Origin of the sequence: Pseudoalteromonas sp. SG41-5, from assembly GCF_014164495.1 — a bacterium.
Classification (GTDB): domain Bacteria; phylum Pseudomonadota; class Gammaproteobacteria; order Enterobacterales; family Alteromonadaceae; genus Pseudoalteromonas; species Pseudoalteromonas rhizosphaerae.
Genome location: NZ_JACJFH010000042.1, coordinates 1 through 21,819 on the forward strand (window position 1 = coordinate 1; position 21,819 = coordinate 21,819).

A 21,819-nucleotide genomic window follows, 5' to 3' on the forward strand; every position below is an offset into this window, starting at 1 on the left:
TAGAATTAACTTTGGTTTTAGCATTGGCTGTTTTCGCCATGGAGCTTTTACGTACTTCAAAGGCTCTGCCCATCTTATGCCTCTATTGGAAACTCGATATTGGCAACATTTTAACAATTTGCGCAGTATTGAGCTAGTGATTAAATGACTGCAAAATCACAATTATGACATTTCGCTTAACAGTACTTACGCTTATAAAAGTTAAACAACACGCTATTTAACATAACACTAAAATTCTACTTAAACTGAAGCATTTATAAGTCGAGATTGTCGTGTTTGCCCTAAATTATTTATTAACTTAGGCAATTCAGAAAAATGGTGCAGAATATAATCAGCTTGTTCTGCATATGCAGGAACATCACTCGGTGCATATAAACAAGCACGCATATTGGCATTATGTGCAGCCTGGATATCATAAAGATAATCACCAACATAAAGTATATGTTGCTGATCTATTCCCCATAACGTTGCAATTGCATTCAAAGCACTCGGATCTGGCTTAGGGGGGGCATCACTACGCGTGAGTACAGTTTGAATTGGCAACGGATTATTTTTTAATTTCAGCGCAGTAGCGCGGTCGTAATTACGTGTCACGATTGCCATTGGTATTGCTTGCTCTTTTAAACGCGCGATAGCTTGCGCTACACCGGGTAACAACGTTGCATGTTGAGCATCAATAAGCTCATGCTGATGGACAATATTCATTGCTTCCTCACGCATGTAAGGCGAAGGAAGACCATCAATAAAACTAAGTAGATCATGCTCGTCAGGGCAACCAACTTGAGCTTTGATAAGAGTAAAATCAAGTTCAGATGATACTAAGGTGCCATCTAAATCAAAAATTACCCCAGCTACTGTACTTTGATACATATTCATACCACTCCTTGTATATGATTTAATTTTCATCCAAATTACTTACTTTAAGATAGTTTACGCAATTAGATATGAAAAGGAACATATTCGTATTTAATATAAAAATTAATAAAAAACGCGCACAAAACTACTGTGCGCGTCGGTTGGGGGACTTTTAAATTTGCCTACTTTGTTTGCTCTACCGCTGTATTAGCTGGTTCAAAGCGCGCTTCTAGCCAAGTGTCATCTTGGGTAAAGTGCAGTGTTTTCACTTTGCCTTTACCTTCAACATTAACCATATTCACTTGCGCAGGCCATAAATCGCGCAGCGCGCCGTGACTCATACGGATACCTTTAATATCCTTTGGGATCGGTGCTTCTTGATAAACCCAAAAAAACTTACCATCAACTTGCGCACCCACTTCCTTCAGCACTAGCGGCTCACCATCGAGTGTTTGTAAAGCAACATGTGATTCGATGTAATCTACAAAGCGTTGTTGATCTTCTTTATTACTAATAATATCTGCACCACCGGCAAATAAATGCTCCACAGCATGCTCGGTATCATGTAAATAAAAACGATGCATTAGCTCAATATTACTAGTACGTTTATTAAATAAAACTGTAGTTACTGATGCTTTAAGTTGATGCGCCATCGCTGGCATAGCAACTATAAAAGCAAGAATAATAAGCATAAAACGCATTATTCTTGCTCCTTATCGCTGTCTTTTTCGTCACCTGTTTTTAGCTCAGTTTTAATATCGTGCATGATATCGCGGCTGACTTTGGCTTTACTTTGCTCTTTTTTATACACTTCAATACGTGAAGGGATAATACGACGAGGGTAGTTATTATTTTCAACATCTACGTCTGCAGTTTCCCAACGAGGATCAACCGTTACTGATACCAAAGGCTTGTTCTTATCAGTAATAATAAGTTTTTGCACATGTTTGTGGTTGCGACGCCAGATTTCGGCAGGGATCATACGCTCTTCTTTAGTACCATCTTCATAGCTAAGCTCAAGTAAAATTGGCATTACTAGGCCGCCTAAATTCGAAAATTCAAGCACGTAATAGTTTTTATCTTCTGCAACTGCGCGATCGAGTACTTTACGCTCCCATGGCTCTAAGCCTTTTAAGAATTTATTATACGAGTTGCGCTCTTTGTTAGTAACAGTGAAGCGGTCGTTTTCATCGTAGAAATCAGTTACGTCGGAGTTTTCTTCAACCCATAGCTTTTTAGCTTCAGCCTTATTGCGTTCCACAAATAGTGGCATAGGTTTAGCCGCTTCAATATCACGTAGGCGATTAAAATCTATATCAGGATTTTTAGTATCTAAACGTAATTGATAGACTTTATCGAGCGAGATATCAACATGATCAGTGCTATAGAACCAGCCACGCCAGAACCAATCTAAATCAACACCTGATGCTTCTTCCATAGTACGGAAAAAATCAGCAGGGGTAGGGCGCTTGTACTTCCAACGCTGGGCGTACTCTTTAAACGCAAAATCAAACAGCTCACGACCTAAAATCACTTCACGCAAAATATTCAGTGCGGCCGCAGGTTTGGTATAAGCATTAGGCCCTAAACGCAGTACGCTGTCTGACTGAGTCATTACCGGCACTTGATTTTCAGACTTCATGTAGGCAACAACGTCACGTGGTTCAACCCCCCATGGAATAGTTGGATCCCATTCACGCCCAGCAACACCATCTAAAAAGCTGTTTAAACCTTCATCCATCCAAGTCCATTGGCGCTCATCAGAGTTCACCACCATAGGAAAATAAATATGACCAACCTCGTGGATCACCACGCCAATTAAAAAGCGCTTTTCAGCTTGTGAATAAGTACGCGAACCGTCATCCTGTAACTCAGTTCGAGGGCCATTAAATGTGATCATTGGATATTCCATACCGCCTACTGGACCATTGACTGACTGCGCAACAGGGTATGGATAATCAAATGAAAAGCGTGAATAAACTTCCATTGTATGTACGATTGCTTCGGTCGAATACTTCTTCCATAGATCGCCACCTTCTTTGGGGAAAAATGACATAGCCATCACTAATGGCTGATCATTACCGCCTTGTTGATAACCTTTTGCATCCCACATAAATTTACGCGACGACGCCCATGCAAAGTCACGCACATTTTCAGCTTTAAAGTGCCATGTTTTGGTCTTGTCTGTGCCTTCTTTTTCATTTTCTAAGGCTTCATCTTCAGTAACGATAAATACTGGGCGCTTTGTATTTTTGGCTTGTTCTAAACGGTTTCGCTGAGTACGGGTCAGCACGCTACTAGCATTATCAAGCTTACCCGTTGCAGAGACGATATGATCGGCAGGAACAGTGATCTCAACATCATAATCACCAAATTCTAGCGTAAACTCTCCACTGCCTAAAAAGGCTTTATTAGTCCATGCTTCGTAATCTGTATAAGCAGCTAAACGCGGAAACCATTGAGCAAGTAAGAATATGTCGTTGCCATCTTTTTCAAAATGCTCGTAACCAGAGCGAGCGCCAACGGCATCTTCTTCGACGATGTTAAAAGCAAAGTCCATGCTGAATTCAGTGTCTTTGCCTGGTTTCAGTGGTTCATTTAAGTCAATACGCATTAGTGTATCAACAACTGTGACTTTTAATTCTTTACCGTTATCATCTTTAACATTAGCAATTGTAAAGCCAAGTTCATTGTCACTCATAAATTGTTGACGACGTAACTGACTTAAACTTAATTTAGTTGCTTTTGGTTGTGGATCTCCCTGTAGGGCAGAGCCGTTAAATGTAGCAGTACGTTCTGCAATAGAGTCGCTTTTAAAAATATTTTGATCGAGTTGCAACCATAAATACTTGAGTGTGTGCGGTGAATTATTTTTATACTCTATGGTTTGACTTGCTGTTAAGCGACGTGCATTTTCATCAAGCTTTACATCGATGTCGTAATTAACATGCTGCTGCCAATATTTTTCACCAGGCTCACCTGCTGCACTACGATAAACATTCGGTGTAGGCAGCACTTCATCAAGTTGGCGAAACTTATCAACATAACTGCCTTTTGTTTGCTCAACTGCAGAAGCCATAACAGTACTTGAGAGAGCTAACGGTAAAAATATAGCCCCTAAAGTTACAACTGCTTTTTTCATAATTAATCCTGTTAATTTTTCGTAAGCATACTTTGTCAAAATAGTGAGATATATTCAATGAAATAGCGATAAACCGCCGCATTTATAGGGTAAAAAATAACTTATTCTTAAATACTGATGATTAACAACAAGGCAATTATTGTAAAGGGGGTTTACAGCAACTTTTGTACGAAATTCAGGCTTAATTAATGCAAGTCAATTACAGTTAGCTTTACAGTTTGTAAACACGTTAACCTAAACGATGAGTAGTAAACCCTCTTACCATAGTATTGAATAAGTTAGCTGACAGCTTGCAGGGGTAACCGATGAAATTTTACATTGTAAAAAAAGATAATAGTGTTGCGGCAATTCCAGCTCAGACTGAGCAACTAAATGAATATCAAAAGCGGGGCTTTGAGTTTGTTGAATTCGTTGCGGCTTGCGATAAAAACGACGCACTCGCTCGCTTTCCAAAACATAGTAAAAAACGTAAAAAGTGGCTTGTTTTATGCAGTAGTTTGTTGGTTATAAGCATAACTTTTAGCTTAATTTCGGCTATTTTTATATTAATGGCTAAATAATGAATTCTTTAGTTGACCTTTATAGTCATTTGTATTTAAAATCGCCCACTTTTTTGATTTGAGGGGGTTAAAAGCATCGCTTTTCTCCTCAAAAGTGTTTCAACATACTAGTAAAATGCGGTGGGCATATGGATTTTTATATCCTAAAAAAACAACAAGAAGTAATTGCAATTCCAGCAGATGAACAAAGTTGTAAACAGTATTTAGATTCAGGTTATTTTTATATTGATAAAGTAGCTGCTTGTAACGAAACGAATGCGTTAAAAGTACTGCAGGCCAAACAAACCAAAGCTCTCAAAGTACCATTAGTGCTGGCATTGTTAGCTTTACCCATGGTGATCTTTGCTTGGTATAACCTAACAAGTTAAAGATTCAGCTTGTGCCCTTGCATCTTAATTTAGCTTGGGTATATTGACGCTCTTAACTGTTTTTTAAGAGCGTGACATGAAAGTCTTACATACCTCAGATTGGCATTTAGGCCAACAATTTTACGAACACAATCGCTGCCAAGAGCATCAGGTGTTTTTCAGTTGGATCATAGACACGCTCGTCACACAACAAATAGATCTGCTGTTAGTCGCTGGTGATATTTATCACACAGCTACCCCACCTGCTAGCAGTGAAAATCAACTCTACCAATTTATAAAAGATGCCAAAAAACACTGCCCTGCATTACAAATAGTGCTTATTGCCGGTAATCATGATTCTGCAAATCGCATAATGGCCGCCCAGCCGCTGCTTGCTCAGTTTGATACTCAGGTCGTAGGCCGTTTTGATGCGAATAGTCCAGCAGATGTGGTACTGCGTTTAAATAGCAACCCTGTAACAGCTCATATCGTTGCAATGCCATTTTTACGTGCCAGTGATGTTAGTTCACTTAGTCACACTGAAAACGGTCACGATTACGCTCAAGGCATAGCTAAGGCGTACCAGCTAAGTATTGAGCATGCGCTCATTGATAAGCCTGCAACAACGCCGCTAATAGTGATGGGGCACTTACATGCCAAGGGCGGCGATATCTCTAGTGATTCTGAGCGAAATTTGATAATTGGCGGAGAAGAATCAGTCACAGCAAACGTGTTTAGCAATCATGCTGATTACGTTGCCCTGGGCCACTTGCATAAAGCGCAAATAGTCGCAAAGTCCGAGACAATCCGCTATAGCGGTACACCAATGCCGATGTCGTTTTCAGAGCGCAACTATAAACACCAAGTATGTGTTGCTGAGTTTACAACCACCACTGATGATACGATTGCAGTGACTGTAAACCCCCTTTACATTCCTCGCCCAACAGAAGTGATTTTATTACCTGAAGGAGAGTGCGTACCTCTTGAACAATTATGCCAACAACTATCGAGCCTAGACCTAAGCCAATATAGCCAAGCTCCGTATGTAAGAGTAAAGCTTAGTGCAGGTGATACCGATACAACTTTTCGAGAGCAAATTGAAAAAGCACTAGAGAACAAAGAAGTGCGCTTTTGTGGCATAGAACGCGTTCGTCAGCAAAATAAAGAGCAGCGTTTAACTGTCTTTGAAGATTTAAGCCAAGTCGAGATGCTCAACCCGCAAATGTTATTAGAGCAAGCGTTTGCCAATAACAAAGACATGGCGGGGCAAGCTGTCCCGGATGAGCTAAAAACCCTTTTAAACGATGTAATAAGCGAACTTGCGGAGCAAGAACAACTATGAAAATAACCGCAGTACGCATCCATAACTTAGCCTCAATTGTTGACGCCGAAATCGACTTTACCAAAGCACCGTTAAGGGATGCTGGTTTATTTGCCATAACGGGCGACACCGGTGCAGGAAAAAGCACTTTTTTAGATGCGATTTGCTTAGCCCTTTATACCAAAACAGCTCGATTAAGAGGTGATAAAGGTAACTTAATAGATTTTAATGGCGACAGTATAAAGTTAAATGACCCACGTAACTTATTACGTAAGGGTAAATGGGAAGGTTTTGCCGAGGTCGATTTTTTAGGCCAAGATAAACAGCTCTATCGCGCGCGCTATACCATTCAAAGAACTCATAAAAAAATAACCGGCAAGTTAAAAGTAGCTGAGCACAGCCTCTATACTTTGCCAGACGAAACGCTAATAGCTGATAAAAGCAACACCATAAAAGAAGTCGAAAGTAAAATAGGGCTCAACTTTGAACAATTCTCGCGGGCGGTATTATTAGCGCAACATGAGTTTGCGGCATTTTTAAAGGCCACGGGTGATGAACGAGCCCAGCTTTTAGAATGCTTAACTGGCACAGATAAATTTAGCTTGATTGGTAAACGTATTTTTGAGCGCCATAAAGAACAGCTAAATAAACTCGAATTGCTCAAAGCCAGTTTAGCCAGTTATACCTTACTCACCGACGAAGAACTTGCCGCGAAAACTCAACTACTTGATGATTTAAAACAGCAAATTGAAGATACTACAAAAACCTTAGCTGGCATCGAGCAGGGTATAAACTGGTATAAGCAAGCCAATAGCTTAGAGCAAGCACTGAATCTAGCACAACAAAATCAACAACAAGCCAGTACAGCGCTTAAAGCCATTGCAACACAAAGTGAACAGGCTAAACAAGCGCAAAGTGCACTGGAAATTAAAGACAATCGCAATCGTTTTAAAAGCTTAACGGCGCAAAATAATGAACTAAATACCAAGGTAAATGATTTAAAGAGTATCGATCACGCGGCACTCATTACTGATCTTGCCAGCGCACTTGAAAAGCACAACGAGAGCTTGCAAACGGCGAAACAACAGCAAAAAAGCGCAGAACCAATCATTGCTAAAGCGCGTGAGCTCGACAATCAACTTGCGATGCAAACACAAACAATAACCAGCATTACAAGGCAAAATGAAAAAGAGCAAAAACAACTTACTCATTTACAGCAGCAATTTAAACAAAGCCAAGCAAGTCATCAACAAGCAAAAAAACATTCCGAGCAACACCAGCAATGGCTAACCCAGCATAGTCAACTAAAGCAACTAGCGAGTGATTGGAATTACTATCAGCATAGCTTCAATCAGTTTTTGCACGCTAAGCAGCAATTTGCAACAACGACTGAACAAAGTACACAGTTAGCAGCTGAGCTTATAAGGCAAAACGAGCAGCTGGAAACACAAACTAAAAAACTGACGCTAAGCGAACAAACACTTTTAAGCGAACAACAAAAGCTTGATCAACTCAACAAGCAACACGGCCAATTTAATATTGAGCAATGTGATGCCAAACTTAAAAGTATCGATTACTTAAAAGAGCAACGCGAGCGTTACAAACAGTTTAATCAAGAGCTAAAGCAAAGCACGCAACAACAAAGTGTTATTGCAAGCAAACTAAGTCAGGGCGAGCAAACAAAAACAACGCTAACCCAGAACCTTGTAACACGAGAACAAACGATTAAACACAGTGAATACGCACTAAATCAAGCTCGCTTGCGTGCCAGCGAAAGTATCGAACATTTACGTGCTCAACTTACGCCAAATGAACCTTGTGTGGTATGTGGGGCAACCGAACACCCATTCGCAGATCAGCAATTAACTAACTTAATCGCTGCTTTTGAAAATGACTATAAAAATGCAAAACAGCACTACGAGAATGCCCTAGCAGAGCTTCACTCGCATCAAACTCAGCATGCTGTGCTCGTTGCTGAACACACACAACACAGCCAAGCGGTACAGGCTGCACAGACTAAACAGCTTGAAATAAAACATACCATGCAAGCGGCCCGCACTGAACTTAATGACTTAACCTCAGAGCAATTGGAGGCCAGTTACATTGCGCTCAATGAACAAAAAACACAGTATTATGCAACACAAAAACAACAGCGCAACTTGCAAGAGCAGGTAAACCAACTGCAAAGTATCTTTAAAAATGAGCAGCAAGCTCAACAACAGTTACATACACGCCACCTTGAACTAAGCAATCAACAAAGCCAGCTCAATAGCAAGCTAAGTGAGCTAAGCACACAAATTAATGAGCTAACCGCGACCCTTGGTTCACAATTTCAAGAGGCTCAATTTTGGCAACAACTGCAAAATAATACACTTGATTTAACTGAGTTAAACCAGCAAGTTGAGCAATATCAGCACAACCAAGAGCAGCTTGAGCAAGCGCAAAAACAACTCGATAGCGCTGACCAACAGATGCAGCAGTTTACACCGCTGATCAGTGATGCTGAGCTAATCTTAAAAAACCTAAATGATGATTTAGCCAAAGCACAGCAACAACATAGCAGCTCGCAAAGTGAGCGCTTAGCGCTATTTAATAATGAACACATTAGTGCTGACGACTACCAAACGAAGCTAGCTGCTCAACAAGAGCAATGCCAAGCACAGCTTCAGCACAGCCAAAAAGCGCACGATAACGCGATAAAACAACGCGACGAGCACGCGATAACGCTGCAAGGCCTCGAGCAACGGCTACTTGAAAATACGCAAGAACAAGCCGACCTCGATACTCGCTATAATCAATGGTTTGCTGAATTTAAAAGCCGCTACAGCGATGCAAGCCACGAACAGGTCACAATTTTACTAACACTAAGTAGCGATGAAATTAAAACGCATTTAAAGCAACATGAACAATTAGCGCAAGCTTTAATAGATGAAAATGCCGCGTTAAAGCAGCACAAACACGCTTACTTACAGCATCAAAACAGCGATAAACCTAAGCAAAGCCATGCTGAGCTTATTCAACAGTTAGCCAATTTAAACGATCAGCAAGCTGCGCAGCACAAAGCACAGCTTGCAACCAATACTGTACTTGAACAGCACAATCAAAACCGTCAGGCGCTGCAAGGCAAACAAACTGACTTGGCAACCTTGCAAAAACACGTCGAGCAATGGCATGTACTTAATAAAGTGTTGGGTGATGCAACGGGTAAAACCATGCGTAACTTAGCACAAACGCAAACGCTAAAAATATTATTACACTATGCAAACAGCCACTTACGAACGTTAAACAAACGCTATGAACTTACAGCTATTGAGCAAACCTTGGATATCGCCATTGTTGATAAGGACATGGCCGATGAGCAACGTTCAGTTAATACCTTATCTGGCGGCGAGTCGTTTTTAGTCTCGTTGGCACTTGCGCTGGGCCTTGCATCTTTGTCATCCAATAAAGTAAGTATTAACTCTTTGTTTATTGACGAAGGCTTTGGTACGTTAGACAGTGAAACATTAAGCATTGCCATGGATGCACTTGATTCATTACAAGCGCAGGGGCGCAAAGTGGGCGTGATCTCCCATGTATCTCAAATGACAGAACGGGTTGCTACCCAAGTTCATGTCGCCAAGAAACCTGGTGGCTATTCGACTGTTACAATTATTTAAGGAATAGTAATGCCAACATTTACACAAGACGAAGCAACGCAGTATGATTCTCGCATTCCTCGTTTAGTACCGGGGTATGAATTACTGCACAGCAGTACCGCAGCGCAACTACAAGCAACGCTCGGCGATGAAGCGCATATTTTGGTAATAGGCGCCGGTACCGGTAAAGAAGTCGCCCTCCTTGCTGCCTTGCAGCCTAAGTGGCATTTCACTGCACAAGACACCTCACAAGACATGCTCGATATCGCAAAGCAACGATTTGTTGAGCTTGGGATCAGCGAACGGGTTACTTTACACTTAGGCTCGCCATCCGAACTTAAACAACAAGCGGATGCCGCATTATGCTTATTAGTGATGCACTTTGTGGCAGATAACGGCGATAAAAAAGCCATGTTGCAAGCAATTAGCACACAGCTAAAAGCACATGGGCAATTATATTTAGCCGATTTAATGCGTCCAGAAACACTTTTTGAGCGTGATGCCCAATTGATACTCAGCAAACAATTAGGCTTAACTGAAACAGGGGTAGAGCGCATGCAGCATAATTTTGAGCATGAGTTTTTCCCACTTGATAGAATTCGTCTTGCCGACTTACTCGATGAAACAGGCTTCAATAGTGGCAAGTTGTATTTTAAAACACTTGGTTTTAGTGGTTATGTGGCACAAAAACGCTAAACGTAAACTAATAATTTACCTTTCACAATGCTCTATTACTTCCTAGACATGCATTAAAGCATTTTTAAAACCGTTTACCCAACGCTGGTTAACGGTTTTAATATTGACACTTTATTTTTCAATATATTACCCTAACCAAATAGATTCGTATTAGGTCTAATAAAACCACCATTACTTGGGATTGTGTATCATCCCACTAACAACAATGTACTGACACACTTAGAATCAATAATAATTTTTTCATGTGCTTTCAAGCCAAATATAAGCTTTTAACGGTTACCGTCTTATTTTTTTGTACCTATAAAGTTTGCAATAACAAAAAATAATGGTAGGCTGTAAGTTCATCTTTTACAGGACGTAACTAATGAAAAAATGGATTTTTATATTAATCTCCCTCAGTTTCAGCCCGCTATGTACTGCATCCGCTGTTTACTCCCCTTTGACACAACCGCAATTAGAACAACCTGACACAACACTATTAACTCGACTAGCTGATTTTTGTAATCGCAGAGAAAACATCACAACATCAACCGATAAAGACAGCTTCGCGAATATAATTGAATCACCAATAACAGCTGGTTTTTATCTACACTCATATAACAACACGGCAAAACAGACTGCATGGCGCAATTTTTATGAGTTGCCAGCGCGCTGTAAAACTAAAGAAAACGCCACCATTAATGCACTTTGGTGTACGGAGCATCAGCGAAAAAAACGCCAACAGTTTGAATTACAATGGCAAACAGCGGGCAACTTACAACGTGCCGAAGTACAACCTAATGATCATGTCTATGAAATCATCCTACCCAGAAAAGGCATGCAATCGATTAGTTTAGCTACTCAAAACGTAAAGTCACTCCCCCAAACAAGCTTATTACAACATGCTTCTTCATTAATGGGGATTGTCTGTATTTGTTTGTTTATTACCGTTGTGATTTTATTTTTTAGTTGGCGACATGCTAAAAGGGTGAAGCGGTTCGTAATCTTAACTCATACCAATAAAGTAATTTATAGCAGCAAGTAACAGCCCAGAGCAGGCTGCTACTAAACGAAATAGTCTGAGCTTTGGAGAATCAATCTTCAGCGACAATTAATAAATTAATCGTCGGTTTTTAACTGTTTTGCACGCTCTTGTGCTGCAATTAATTTGGCTGATTTTGGCACTGTTTTTTTCGGGACAATCGTCGGCTTTTCTTTTGAATTTGGATCCCAAGTAGGGTCGAGTGATAAATTAGCAAATGGGTTAGCTTTACTCTGATTTGGATCTGCTACAAATGCGCCAGATATATCATCTCTTTCATCGTGCTCTGATGCACTATGCTGCTCTGCAGCTAATTCATCGTTTAATGCCGCAAGCGCCTGTGCTATTTCATCATCACTGTCAGTTACCGTTAAAGTATCAGCTTGTGGTTGAACATCCACGGTCGTTGATAGCTTAACTTCCCTCATTTGCGAAAAGCCTGATGTGAGCACTTGGCCACTACTATTAACAGCATCCGAATGGACAATTTCATTTGCTACTTCATTCGTTGCGCAATGAATAACGTTTTCATCATCCATTTTAGGTAATTGCTCAGCTTCGCTATCGAGCTCTGTTGTGGTCGTTTGGTGTGGTTCTAAATTAGTATCAAGATCAGCTTCAACATTTATCGTCGCAGACTTTATGACATCTTTAGGTTGTTGTGGTTTCTGACCTGGTAATGGCGCATCAGGATCAAACATACGCACTTCAGGCTCTTTAAAATCATGCTCATTTTTAAAAAGCCGCTGCGTTAACTCAACTTTTACGTTTACATCGTCTGAATTTATCATTTCAGTTTGTGGAGTTGCAATCGCTACTTGCTCTGCTATAACCGCTTTTTTTGGCGCAACAGTGGATTCGCTTGCTATGGGCTCAGCCTTTGCGGAGGTTGGTTTTGATTCAGCGGCTTCTGTACTTGAAGCCTTATCAGTTGCAGGAATTAGCGGTGCAGTTTCAACTGCTGCTTTTTTGTTAGCGCGTAAGCGCAGCAGCAACATTGCAGCTAATAATAAAACTACTAACAACAATAAACTTGGCATTAATAACGAATCCGACTCAGTGCGCACTGGTTCTGGGGCTGTTACCTTTATCGTCGCAGGTTCGCTTATTATTACTGCTTCGGGTGTAGCATCAACTACATCATTGTTTTGCCCAAGCGGCTGTTCGACTGTGGTTTCTGCGCTGCTCTTTTGCTCAACTTCAATACTTTGGACATTCTCAACATTTTCAACAATTACAGACGCCTCCCATTGAACTTCTGCTGGCTCATTTTTGGCTACTGACGAATTGCTGTCAAGGGGGTTTACAGTCGAGTTTTGCGTCTCTAATGTAGATTTTATTTTATTATCAACATGTGTTTTTGGTGCAACCACTACAGGTGCTGGTTGCGCTTGAGACGCTGCTGGAGGTGGGTTACTGCAGTTGTTTTTATAATCTTTTGCCGCATTTCGATAACTACGGCTACTTGTATTATCGCTGTATTGCTGCATTTGTTGTTTATACAAAATGCACATAGCTTCACTGTATTTAGCAAAGCTATTGAAACTAAAAGTAAATAAAATAAATAAGCAAAGTCGTAATACGTGAGCCATCATAAATCTATTAAACAAAATAACACAATAAACCCAGTTTAATAGTTGTGCGCAAATTTATCTAGCAGTGTGTTTTGCTAATCAATTACCATCAAGGTACGGTATTCATCGTAAGCAAATTGATCTGTCATGCCGCTGATATAATCTTGAATAAATCGACAGCGATAATAAAACTCATAAGCGAGTACATGATCGGGTTCTGCTTGCATCGCTTCAATGGCTTGTAAATAGCTATTTAAATGCTTTTTCGAAAGCTTTTTGAGTAACCGTGTTTCAATTAAGAAACGACCATCCCCTTTGAGCACCCGTTTAAAGTCATCATGACTTAGCAGCAGTAATGGCTTATAACAATCAAGTAATCCATTGATAATTCGATAGCCTTGTAATTCAAGTTTACCGACTTCCTTATGTGAAAACACATATTCAAACGCCACTTGTTTCAAAGTGGTGGTTATAGCATGTAAATGACTGCGGTCTTCTAACAAGGCTTGATTAAAATCACCATGATAAACCGCTTCAATATTATCTATAAAACGTTTGGCCGCATAATTAACCAGAGGGTGGAGTAGAGTTACCCGTAAATAAATAAAAAACTCGCTATTAAAGTTATAAGGTTGCTGAGCGGCCTTATCGAGGGCATAGTTAACTGCTTTTTCAACCACGTGCTGATGCTCTACATCGTCAATGGTAAGATTAGTTAACACTTTTTGATAATGCTGTTTGAGTTTATCGCATAATAACTCAACAGTAATGATGCCCTTTTCTACGGCATCTTCAATATCAGCTAAGCAATATGAAATATCATCAGCCGCTTCCATTATATAACTGGCGGGATGGCGACATTGTGGTTCGATGAATAGCTCTTTTTGCAATCTTTCAACAAAGTTTTTTTCACTGTAGTAAAAGCCTACTTTTTTCATCAAATAATTTTTAGTTCGCGGTATATCTTCTTTCGCCATACTTGCCGGACGCGTGTATTTTAGAATACCAGCCGTTTGGCTATAGGTTAAATTAAGTGATAATAGTGAGTGTACAATACGGATACCTTGCGCATTACCTTCAAAGTTACAAATATCTTGTGCTAAATGTTTAAATATTAAGCCAATTCCCGTGTGTGGATCGGCGCAGCGCTGAGGGGTAAGCGTTGCTAAATTTGCGTTAAACCAGTGATTAATCGCAGCTTCACCAAAATGACCAAACGGTGGATTACCTATATCGTGCATCAAGCAGGCCATTTCAACCAGACTTTCTAGCGGCCTCTCTAATCCTGTTAGGCCATATTCAGCTTGTTGTTTGGCCGTTAAATTCGCAAAGATGCGTTGCACTATAAAACGCCCAACTTGTTGTACTTCGAGAGAGTGAGTTAACCGCGAGCGTACCGCAGCATTGCGCTCCAACGGAAACACTTGCGTTTTTTGTTGTAAGCGGCGAATTGCAGCACTATTGATGATACGGCCACGATCGCTTTCTAACGCCATCTGTAAATTAGGGGTTGAGCGCAGCTCACGCGCTGACGTTATTTTTTTGCTGAAATCGATCATAGACGCTCCTTTTATTGTCTACTTTTAATCTAACAGCTTGTTTACTAAATTAATATCCATGACTGCTGTTCGCACATAAATTTATCTATTAATAATTATCACGGTCATAAAATAGCGGTACACTGCATATTAAACATAAGCATATCGTAACGTATTTGTTTATCTTCTGATTACCAATAATGCCCAACAAAGGTAGTAATACAATGAAGCCTATTTTAAGTTTTCTGTTATTAGCATTGCTCATTTATAGCTCTTTTAGCCACGCTAAAGACGATAAAAACTCTGCAAGTAATACCGTAGTACTTGTTTCTCTTGATGGATTCCGCTGGGATTACATCGAAAAACACGGTGCTAAAAATTTAGCCGCAATAGCTAAATCGGGAGTTCGCGCAACTAAAATGCGCCCGGTATATCCGACTAAAACGTTTCCTAATCATATATCTATTATTACAGGTTTATTGCCAATTAATCATGGGGTAGTAGATAACCGCTTTTGCGATACACAAAGAAATGAATGCTATAGCATGGGAAAAGGGAAAGACGACAGCACATGGTTCAACGGTATTCCACTGTGGAATTTGGCGTCGATGCAGGGATTAAAATCAGCCGCTTATTTTTGGCCAGAATCGGATGCGCGATTTAATGGCATGCTGCCGGATTACTTTTACCATTATTCAAAACACAGTGATTATCAAAATCGTGTTGATCAAATTATTCAATGGCTAACATTGCCAGCAGCGCAGCGCCCGCAATTAGTTGTTAGTTATTTTTCACTGGTAGATAGTATGGGCCATGAATATGGGCCTGATGCTGAGCAAACCAAGCAAGCGGTAAAAGAAGTAGATGTATTAATGGGGCAATTACAGCAACGTCTTAATGAACTAGAGCAAAATGTTAACTTAGTGATTGTCTCCGATCATGGTATGAGTACCGTTGAGCCAAACCAAAGTATTGCTATCAGCAGCTTACCGAAAGACGACAAGTTTATGGTTAAAAATACCGGACCGAGAGTATTGATCTATGCTAATAAGGGCACTACAAAAGCTGAGATCACAGCATATAAACAACACTTAACGAAAGCAGCAAAAGGGCGCTATACCGTGCTAAGTGATGAACAACGTAAGCTTTATCACTATGCTAACAATGGCCGAACTGGTGATATTATTTTACAAACCACAGCACCAAGAAGTTTTGCTGATACCGGTAAAGTAAGCTATTTAGGTACCCATGGCTATGCGTATAGCGAAGATATGGCGGCAACCTTTATTGCCAATGGCCCAGCATTTAAAAATTCATTAGTAATCGATGAAGTAAATAATTTAGATATATATCCACTTATTGCCAAAGTACTGGGAATTAAAGTGCTCAATGCAATCGATGGCGATGGTGCAACACTTTGGCCTGCTTTAAACTAACTAAGCTGATCTTTGAGTAATAAATCTATCATAATTAGGTTTGGTTTAATTAAATAATAAAAAGAGCGCAAATGCGCTCAAAAGGGAAAAAACTATGTACTAAAAATAAACGCTATTTAAAGTTAGCAATACTGTCTTTAGTGGCATTTACTGTACGCCATGCAAACGACTCACCAGTTACACCATAGGGGATACCATTAACATCCCAGCTAGGGTTAGAAAAGTAATCGTATTGCGTGGCACTTCCAAACACATGAGGGTACGCCATAATACTGGCAAACTGATTTTGTACGCCATGGCCCATACCATCAACATAAACACCACCGGCGGTATCGCCTTGCTTACGAGAGTGCGCTAAGCCTTGATTGTGGCCCAATTCATGTACGAAGGTTGTTGCTCCACAATCTACCGCTGTAATGCTGTACATACTGTTACTTACTGAGCTATATAAATTGCCGTTACTGCCACTGCCAACCCACGCAATACCACACGAAATTAAGTTACTGCCAGCGCTTTGACCGGTGCCAAGTACCGCGACCATATCAGCACCCCAGCTATTGCGTAAGCCTTGAATATAGCTACTGTTAGTGACTGAATTTAACCAGCTACTTGAAGGTGTAATCGCATGATTTCCTAAGTTTTCGCTACCAACTAATCGAAGCGTAATATCAATACCATTTTGACTGTAAACCTGGTTACTAAAGGCAATATACTGGTTAATTTTAGTATTAATGTTTGCAGTGGCAGCCGCCGCTTGATCTGTATATAAAATCGCAATATCAATTGTCGCAGCGTGGCTAGTTGCTGTCATACCTAATGCACAAAATGCAGCTAAGGGAATTAGTCGTTTATTCATGTTAGTTCCTTTTTGGTTGTGTTTATTGCCTTATAAAAATTTATTTTGCTAAATTTCTATAAATTATTACCCGTAGGTTTTGGCGCAAATGGATCTTCACCATTACTTGGTTGAGGGGTTGGTTGTTTCGTTACTTGATGTTCCATATGATTTTTATAAAGATCTCGCTTTGCCGCAAGCCAACCATATTGACCTTTACTTTCAAATACATAATTACCGCTTGGTGCAGTTAATTGACCATATATAGCGTCTTCGCCAATAGTCATTACGGTGGTGTGAAATCGCCCATCAGCACCAAGCACTCGGCCAAAAATACTTTTATCACCATTGCTTGCTGCAATAATATTAGTCACCTCTGCACTAAAAGTTTCAGCAGTTTGTGGAATAGCTAGATCAAAATTATCACCTTGCTTGAGCTTTCTGAGCGCCACTAAATCGAACTCGATATAAGCTTCGTTATGTAAATCTGTAGGCAATAATCCTGAGGCTTTGAGAACTTGCTCTGCTTTCTCTGAGAGACGATTAATAGCATCAAATTCATCATACGTATGATCTACTACAGCTGGCTGTGTAGCTGACACACTTGGCAACGATATATCAGCTGATACTTTAGCGGCTAGCTTCTTAGGCGCTATACCCGATAACTGAACGTCACTCGCAGCAACCGAATGGGTGACATTGCTTTCTTTGTAGATAACAAACTCATATAGCAAAAAAGCGCTGATCGGAACGACAATTATAAATGCAATAGCCCTTTTCATTTGTCTCTCTTTTAGATCTAAAAGTTAATATATTGTTATTTTTACATCAGGGTAAATTAAAGCGCAAGCATAAATTTGTTACCGAAAATAAAAACAGTCTTTTTAAATATTTATCATATTAATCTTATGGTTAATAATTTCATCAAACAAAACCTATTAAAAGCTAACTTTCACCCTCATAACACAACCTTTTAAGTTAACATTAACTTATCAATTATACCTTTTACAGTTACATACTTTATTGCAATAAAAAAACACCGACTATTGATTAACCAAAATGAGATCTGAAAAATAATATTATCGTGACGATAAAATTTATTTGTTTTACTGCACATCAGATGAACCTCATACTCCGCGTCTTTTGCCGCAGACTCTCATCATCATAAGTGACTGTGAACATCTATAACGTAGTGAGCCTATTTTTTCTGTGAGCTGCGGATCAATACTCAAGAGGAAATACCATGCGTGGCTGGATCATTTATAAAGACAGTGCTGGATTACTAAAACAAGAGACCTACGAAGTAGAGCGTTTACTGGCCGCAGCAAAAGAAGAAGGTATCGATTTACAAGTTTTCTCTCCCGATCAATTTGATTTAACTATCACCCGCGAAGATGGCAAAAGCATTCTAATTGACGGTGTAACCACAACTTTGCCTGACTTTGTTATTCCTCGCATGGGCGCCAGCACCACCTATTTTGCACTAGCAATTATTCGCCATCTCGAGCGACTAGGGGTGTACTGCGTTAATAGCTCACAATCAATTGAGACGGTAAAAGATAAACTGTTTGCACAGCAAATTTTAGCTGAGCGTAACTTACCTACACCAAATACTATGCTGGTAAAATTTCCAGTAAATATCGACTTAGTAGATAGGCAAATAGGCTTTCCAGTGGTGATTAAAACACTTTCAGGCTCGCAGGGCAGTGGCGTATTTTTATCAAAGTCAAAAAGCGAATTTGACGATTTAATGCAATTAATTGAAGCCGCCAACCCGCAAGCTAATATCATCTTGCAACAGTTTGTTAAATCTAGCCATGGTCGTGATTTGCGAGTACTCACTATTGGTGGCCGTGCTGTCGCATGTATGGAGCGAAACTCTGGCGGTAAAAACTTTAAAGCGAACGTGAGTGCAGGTGGCACTGGTAAACCGCACCCAATTACTCCAGAGATTGAATGGTTAGCTACACAAACAGCTAATGTACTCAATTTAGACGTTGCTGGTATTGATTTATTATTTGATGATAATCACTTTAAAATTTGCGAAGCAAATTCAAGCCCTGGATTTGAAGGCTTAGAAGCTGCACTGGGGATCAATGTGGCTCGTGAAATCTTGCATTTTATTCGCATTCGCTTGGGTATTTTTGACCGCCCAGAGAATTTAAGCTTAGCCTTGGATGAAGACAGTAAAGCAGCGATGGAACAGCCAACTCCAAGCCCCAAATTAAGCGCTGTAGTACAATAAAATTTTAGTCGTAAATAACGACTATTGCTTTGTATACTAAGCTGTCATTGGTGACGTGTGAAAACTGTTACACCGTCGCCATTACAAATCTAACACTTTATCACTACCTCAGAACATCAATACTTTCTCCAACCAGTAAGACCTTAGTCATAAGTAACCTTGAAAGATAAACACGCCCTAGCATCAAAGTAATATTTGTGTATAAATAGAACGATTGAATTCAACGATTTAGGAACCACATGCAACTATCAAATCAACTATTAAACCGTTTAACTGCGGGCTTAGTTGCGGTGATCATCGGTTTTACCAGCTCTATCGCACTTATTTACCAAGTCGTTATTGTGCTAGGTGGCACAGCGGAGCTCGTTGCAAGTTGGGTACTTATGTTAGGTCTTGCGATGGGTGTCACTTCAATTGGCTTATCGTACTACTATAAAATCCCAATTTTAATTGCCTGGTCAACAACCGGTGCCGCTTTACTCATTACCAGTGCCCAAGGTTATAGTTTAAATCAAGCTGTAGGCGCATTTATGTTCAGTGCTTTACTGGTATTTATTTCAGGGATCACTGGCTGGTTTGAAAAAATAATGCAACGTATCCCGAGTCAAATTGCCTGTGCAATGCTTGGCGGTGTTTTAGTGACTTTTGGCATAGATGTATTTAACTTTATGGGTGAAAAACCATTGCTAATTGGTGCGATGGTGCTGGTTTATTTAGTCTGTAAGCGTTTAATGCCACGTTTTTCAATGCTTATAGTACTGATTGCCGGGTTTGTAATGGCAGGCGTTACAGGACAAATAGATACCAGCAGTTGGCAATGGAAAATGAGCGAGTTTGCGTTTATCGCTCCTGAATTTAATTTACAAGCGATGATCAGCGTAGGTATTCCGCTTTATATCGTCACTATGACTTCACAAAACTTGCCAGGCATTGCAGTGTTAAAAGCACATAATTACCCAGCCCCCATCTCTGCAGCGCTCAATGTCACTGGTTTTAGTAATATCCTTATTGCCCCCTTTGGTGGTTATGCCATTAATTTAGCAGCTATTACTGCGGCAATTTGCATGAGTGAAGATGCCGACAGCGACCCTAAAAAGCGTTACTGGGCAAGTATCGCGGGCGGTGGCTTTTATATCCTGATGGCGATTGGAGCAGCGACTCTAGTGGGTTTAGTGGCAAGTTTGCCACAAGCACTTATTTTAGCCTTGGCGGGGATTGCTTTATTCACCACCATTGCCTCGAGCTTACAGCAAGCTTTGTCTGATAGTTACTACACTGAAGCGGCAATGATCACTTTTTTGGTCACCGCCTCTGATCTTACTTTATTTTCTATTGGCTCGGCATTTTGGGGGATATTGTTAGGCGCGCTGACTTTATGGTTGATCCCGCGAAAATAACACTCGCAATAAATCAGCTTAACGCATCGTTGAGTAGCGATTGTGTTAATTAGTGGTTTATAAACTCACGCCTAAAGTGATCATTATTTAAACACTGTTAGTATAACAAAGTAATAACCGCCCTAGTGCATAAGGAACTGACTAAGGCGGTTATTATATTAGTCGAAAGTATGATGACGGGTGACACTAAACCGGTTAAGAATATGATGCATAATATACACCGCACATAAACTCACGATTATCGCAACCGATACAGACGAAAACCGATAAAGCGCACTGTAAACCAAGTCTTGCCCAGGTCCGAGAGACTGACCAAATAAAATTCCAAATGTGGTAATAACCCCAAATCCAACACCAGGGATACCGCCACCTAAAATATGATAACGGCTAAATATAAAGGTTAAAACCCACAAGATCAGCGCCGGAAAAATCAGAATATCGGTGTGATTATACAAAAACAGCTGCGATACTAACGCTAAATTACAACCAATTAATGTGCCAATTGCTCGTTGCCAACCAGCCATGCCAGCGGCTTTCCAGCACAATGGAAACAAAATTAAGATCGATGCCGCTTGTGCTGAAATTGAATCTTGTAAATCAAATACCTGAAAAATCACAAACGACAGTGTAGCAACCGTAGCGCACAACAGTACTTCGTGGCGAATACTCTCTTTTGCTTTTGTTGGCATCACCCGACCTTGGCGTGGTGCAACATCAGGAAATACAAAGTGCATTAATACCGCCGCTAACACGGTCACTACGACTGCTAAACCATTGCTGATGATCAACGGATAAATACTTGTGCCATTACCAACATAACTAGAAAAGTGCAGTTGAATAGATAAACTAACGACACTTAAAGCACCAAACAAAAAGTTAGCACCGCAGCTCATTTGATAAAACAAAAATGCAAACGCTAAAAAGCACAGCAAGGTCATCGCCACTGGTAAATGAGAAAATAACCCCTGTACTATTAATACAAATAACCCACTAAATGCCGCGCTGGCAAAAAACTGACGAATGATATGTGCATTTAAAATCGGCACTAATCCTAATAACAACATAGGATAAACGGTGAAGAAAATACCATTTGGCCAATTCATCAATTTACATAAACTAAATCCTAACGCGCTGCCGCCAGCGATACGTAATGCTTGCCGAAGGTCATTCTGGTCTAGTTTTACAGGGACTGATGCAGACATAATAAAGCCTTA

At 40.2% G+C, this 21,819-nt stretch carries 17 protein-coding genes and 1 pseudogene; 9 read left to right on the plus strand and 9 right to left on the minus strand.

Features of this window, described 5'->3' with window-relative positions:
- The 4 genes and pseudogenes from H5232_RS12415 to H5232_RS12430 form a co-directional block, all read right to left on the minus strand.
- Positions 1-73 (minus strand): annotated as a pseudogene (locus tag H5232_RS12415) (YebC/PmpR family DNA-binding transcriptional regulator); the annotation flags it as partial.
- Between the two features lie 167 nt (positions 74-240).
- On the minus strand, positions 241-876 hold the full coding sequence (locus H5232_RS12420) for an HAD family hydrolase (RefSeq protein ID WP_182739346.1): 636 nt from the start codon (positions 874-876) through the stop codon (positions 241-243).
- Positions 877-1,037: 161 nt separating this feature from the next.
- Positions 1,038-1,556: a DUF6702 family protein gene (locus tag H5232_RS12425; RefSeq protein WP_149980350.1), complete on the minus strand. Its 519-nt coding sequence runs from the start codon at positions 1,554-1,556 to the stop codon at positions 1,038-1,040.
- Complete coding sequence (locus H5232_RS12430; protein ID WP_182797653.1) at positions 1,556-3,997, minus strand: M1 family metallopeptidase; 2,442 nt, start codon at positions 3,995-3,997, stop codon at positions 1,556-1,558. The genes H5232_RS12425 and H5232_RS12430 overlap by 1 nt, the downstream gene beginning before the upstream one ends.
- A gap of 305 nt (positions 3,998-4,302) precedes the next feature.
- On the opposite strand from H5232_RS12430, the gene H5232_RS12435 reads away from it, so the two are divergent.
- The 6 genes from H5232_RS12435 to H5232_RS12460 all read left to right on the plus strand — a co-directional run bounded on the left by H5232_RS12435 (position 4,303) and on the right by H5232_RS12460 (position 11,583).
- Entirely contained in the window at positions 4,303-4,557 is a 255-nt protein-coding gene (locus tag H5232_RS12435; RefSeq protein WP_182830948.1) for a hypothetical protein, read from the plus strand.
- Positions 4,558-4,685: 128 nt separating this feature from the next.
- Positions 4,686-4,925, plus strand: a complete 240-nt coding sequence (locus H5232_RS12440) for a hypothetical protein (protein WP_145238872.1) — start codon at positions 4,686-4,688, stop codon at positions 4,923-4,925.
- A 76-nt stretch (positions 4,926-5,001) separates the two neighbouring features.
- Positions 5,002-6,246 (plus strand): exonuclease SbcCD subunit D C-terminal domain-containing protein, encoded by a 1,245-nt coding sequence (locus H5232_RS12445; RefSeq protein WP_182830949.1) that lies wholly within the window; start codon positions 5,002-5,004, stop codon positions 6,244-6,246.
- The gene (locus H5232_RS12450; protein ID WP_182830950.1) at positions 6,243-9,884 is read left to right on the plus strand and encodes an AAA family ATPase; all 3,642 of its coding nucleotides are present in this window, start codon (positions 6,243-6,245) and stop codon (positions 9,882-9,884) included. The genes H5232_RS12445 and H5232_RS12450 overlap by 4 nt, the downstream gene beginning before the upstream one ends.
- 9 nt (positions 9,885-9,893) lie before the next feature.
- Entirely contained in the window at positions 9,894-10,559 is a 666-nt protein-coding gene (locus H5232_RS12455; protein WP_182717327.1) for a class I SAM-dependent methyltransferase, read from the plus strand.
- A 364-nt stretch (positions 10,560-10,923) separates the two neighbouring features.
- On the plus strand, positions 10,924-11,583 hold the full coding sequence (locus tag H5232_RS12460) for a hypothetical protein (RefSeq protein ID WP_182739343.1): 660 nt from the start codon (positions 10,924-10,926) through the stop codon (positions 11,581-11,583).
- Between the two features lie 74 nt (positions 11,584-11,657).
- Here the strand turns inward: H5232_RS12460 and H5232_RS12465 are convergent, their stop codons facing one another.
- On the minus strand, positions 11,658-13,175 hold the full coding sequence (locus tag H5232_RS12465) for a hypothetical protein (RefSeq protein WP_182830951.1): 1,518 nt from the start codon (positions 13,173-13,175) through the stop codon (positions 11,658-11,660).
- A 74-nt stretch (positions 13,176-13,249) separates the two neighbouring features.
- The gene (dgt, locus tag H5232_RS12470) at positions 13,250-14,713 is read right to left on the minus strand and encodes a dGTPase (RefSeq protein ID WP_182767376.1); all 1,464 of its coding nucleotides are present in this window, start codon (positions 14,711-14,713) and stop codon (positions 13,250-13,252) included.
- 203 nt (positions 14,714-14,916) lie between these two features.
- Between dgt and H5232_RS12475 the strand changes: the two genes are divergently transcribed.
- Positions 14,917-16,128: an ectonucleotide pyrophosphatase/phosphodiesterase gene (locus H5232_RS12475; RefSeq protein WP_182717323.1), complete on the plus strand. Its 1,212-nt coding sequence runs from the start codon at positions 14,917-14,919 to the stop codon at positions 16,126-16,128.
- 112 nt (positions 16,129-16,240) lie between these two features.
- Here the strand turns inward: H5232_RS12475 and H5232_RS12480 are convergent, their stop codons facing one another.
- Both H5232_RS12480 and H5232_RS12485 read right to left on the minus strand, forming a co-directional pair.
- Entirely contained in the window at positions 16,241-16,984 is a 744-nt protein-coding gene (locus H5232_RS12480) for a zinc-dependent metalloprotease family protein (protein ID WP_149980340.1), read from the minus strand.
- Between the two features lie 56 nt (positions 16,985-17,040).
- The gene (locus tag H5232_RS12485; protein ID WP_182830952.1) at positions 17,041-17,745 is read right to left on the minus strand and encodes a hypothetical protein; all 705 of its coding nucleotides are present in this window, start codon (positions 17,743-17,745) and stop codon (positions 17,041-17,043) included.
- A 461-nt stretch (positions 17,746-18,206) separates the two neighbouring features.
- Here H5232_RS12485 and H5232_RS12490 point away from each other — a divergent pair, with 461 nt between their 5' ends.
- On the plus strand, positions 18,207-19,208 hold the full coding sequence (locus tag H5232_RS12490; protein WP_149980338.1) for a RimK family alpha-L-glutamate ligase: 1,002 nt from the start codon (positions 18,207-18,209) through the stop codon (positions 19,206-19,208).
- A 239-nt stretch (positions 19,209-19,447) separates the two neighbouring features.
- Positions 19,448-20,605 (plus strand): benzoate/H(+) symporter BenE family transporter, encoded by a 1,158-nt coding sequence (locus tag H5232_RS12495; protein WP_182717321.1) that lies wholly within the window; start codon positions 19,448-19,450, stop codon positions 20,603-20,605.
- A 158-nt stretch (positions 20,606-20,763) separates the two neighbouring features.
- Here H5232_RS12495 and H5232_RS12500 read toward each other — a convergent pair whose 3' ends face one another.
- On the minus strand, positions 20,764-21,807 hold the full coding sequence (locus tag H5232_RS12500; protein WP_182830953.1) for a DUF2955 domain-containing protein: 1,044 nt from the start codon (positions 21,805-21,807) through the stop codon (positions 20,764-20,766).
- Positions 21,808-21,819: the final 12 nt, after the last annotated feature.

What these genes read in the sequence shown, in the direction of transcription:
- H5232_RS12455 (WP_182717327.1), top strand. Translation starts at nt 9,894, where the DNA reads ATGCCAACATTTACACAAGACGAAGCAACGCAGTATGATTCTCGCATT.
- H5232_RS12495 (WP_182717321.1), top strand. Translation starts at nt 19,448, where the DNA reads ATGCAACTATCAAATCAACTATTAAACCGTTTAACTGCGGGCTTAGTT.
- H5232_RS12485 (WP_182830952.1), bottom strand. Translation starts at nt 17,745, where the DNA reads ATGAAAAGGGCTATTGCATTTATAATTGTCGTTCCGATCAGCGCTTTT.
- H5232_RS12475 (WP_182717323.1), top strand. Translation starts at nt 14,917, where the DNA reads ATGAAGCCTATTTTAAGTTTTCTGTTATTAGCATTGCTCATTTATAGC.
- H5232_RS12440 (WP_145238872.1), top strand. Translation starts at nt 4,686, where the DNA reads ATGGATTTTTATATCCTAAAAAAACAACAAGAAGTAATTGCAATTCCA.
- H5232_RS12500 (WP_182830953.1), bottom strand. Translation starts at nt 21,807, where the DNA reads ATGTCTGCATCAGTCCCTGTAAAACTAGACCAGAATGACCTTCGGCAA.
- H5232_RS12480 (WP_149980340.1), bottom strand. Translation starts at nt 16,984, where the DNA reads ATGAATAAACGACTAATTCCCTTAGCTGCATTTTGTGCATTAGGTATG.
- H5232_RS12450 (WP_182830950.1), top strand. Translation starts at nt 6,243, where the DNA reads ATGAAAATAACCGCAGTACGCATCCATAACTTAGCCTCAATTGTTGAC.
- H5232_RS12465 (WP_182830951.1), bottom strand. Translation starts at nt 13,175, where the DNA reads ATGATGGCTCACGTATTACGACTTTGCTTATTTATTTTATTTACTTTT.
- H5232_RS12445 (WP_182830949.1), top strand. Translation starts at nt 5,002, where the DNA reads ATGAAAGTCTTACATACCTCAGATTGGCATTTAGGCCAACAATTTTAC.
- H5232_RS12435 (WP_182830948.1), top strand. Translation starts at nt 4,303, where the DNA reads ATGAAATTTTACATTGTAAAAAAAGATAATAGTGTTGCGGCAATTCCA.
- dgt (WP_182767376.1), bottom strand. Translation starts at nt 14,713, where the DNA reads ATGATCGATTTCAGCAAAAAAATAACGTCAGCGCGTGAGCTGCGCTCA.
- H5232_RS12425 (WP_149980350.1), bottom strand. Translation starts at nt 1,556, where the DNA reads ATGCGTTTTATGCTTATTATTCTTGCTTTTATAGTTGCTATGCCAGCG.
- H5232_RS12490 (WP_149980338.1), top strand. Translation starts at nt 18,207, where the DNA reads ATGCGTGGCTGGATCATTTATAAAGACAGTGCTGGATTACTAAAACAA.
- H5232_RS12430 (WP_182797653.1), bottom strand. Translation starts at nt 3,997, where the DNA reads ATGAAAAAAGCAGTTGTAACTTTAGGGGCTATATTTTTACCGTTAGCT.
- H5232_RS12420 (WP_182739346.1), bottom strand. Translation starts at nt 876, where the DNA reads ATGAATATGTATCAAAGTACAGTAGCTGGGGTAATTTTTGATTTAGAT.
- H5232_RS12460 (WP_182739343.1), top strand. Translation starts at nt 10,924, where the DNA reads ATGAAAAAATGGATTTTTATATTAATCTCCCTCAGTTTCAGCCCGCTA.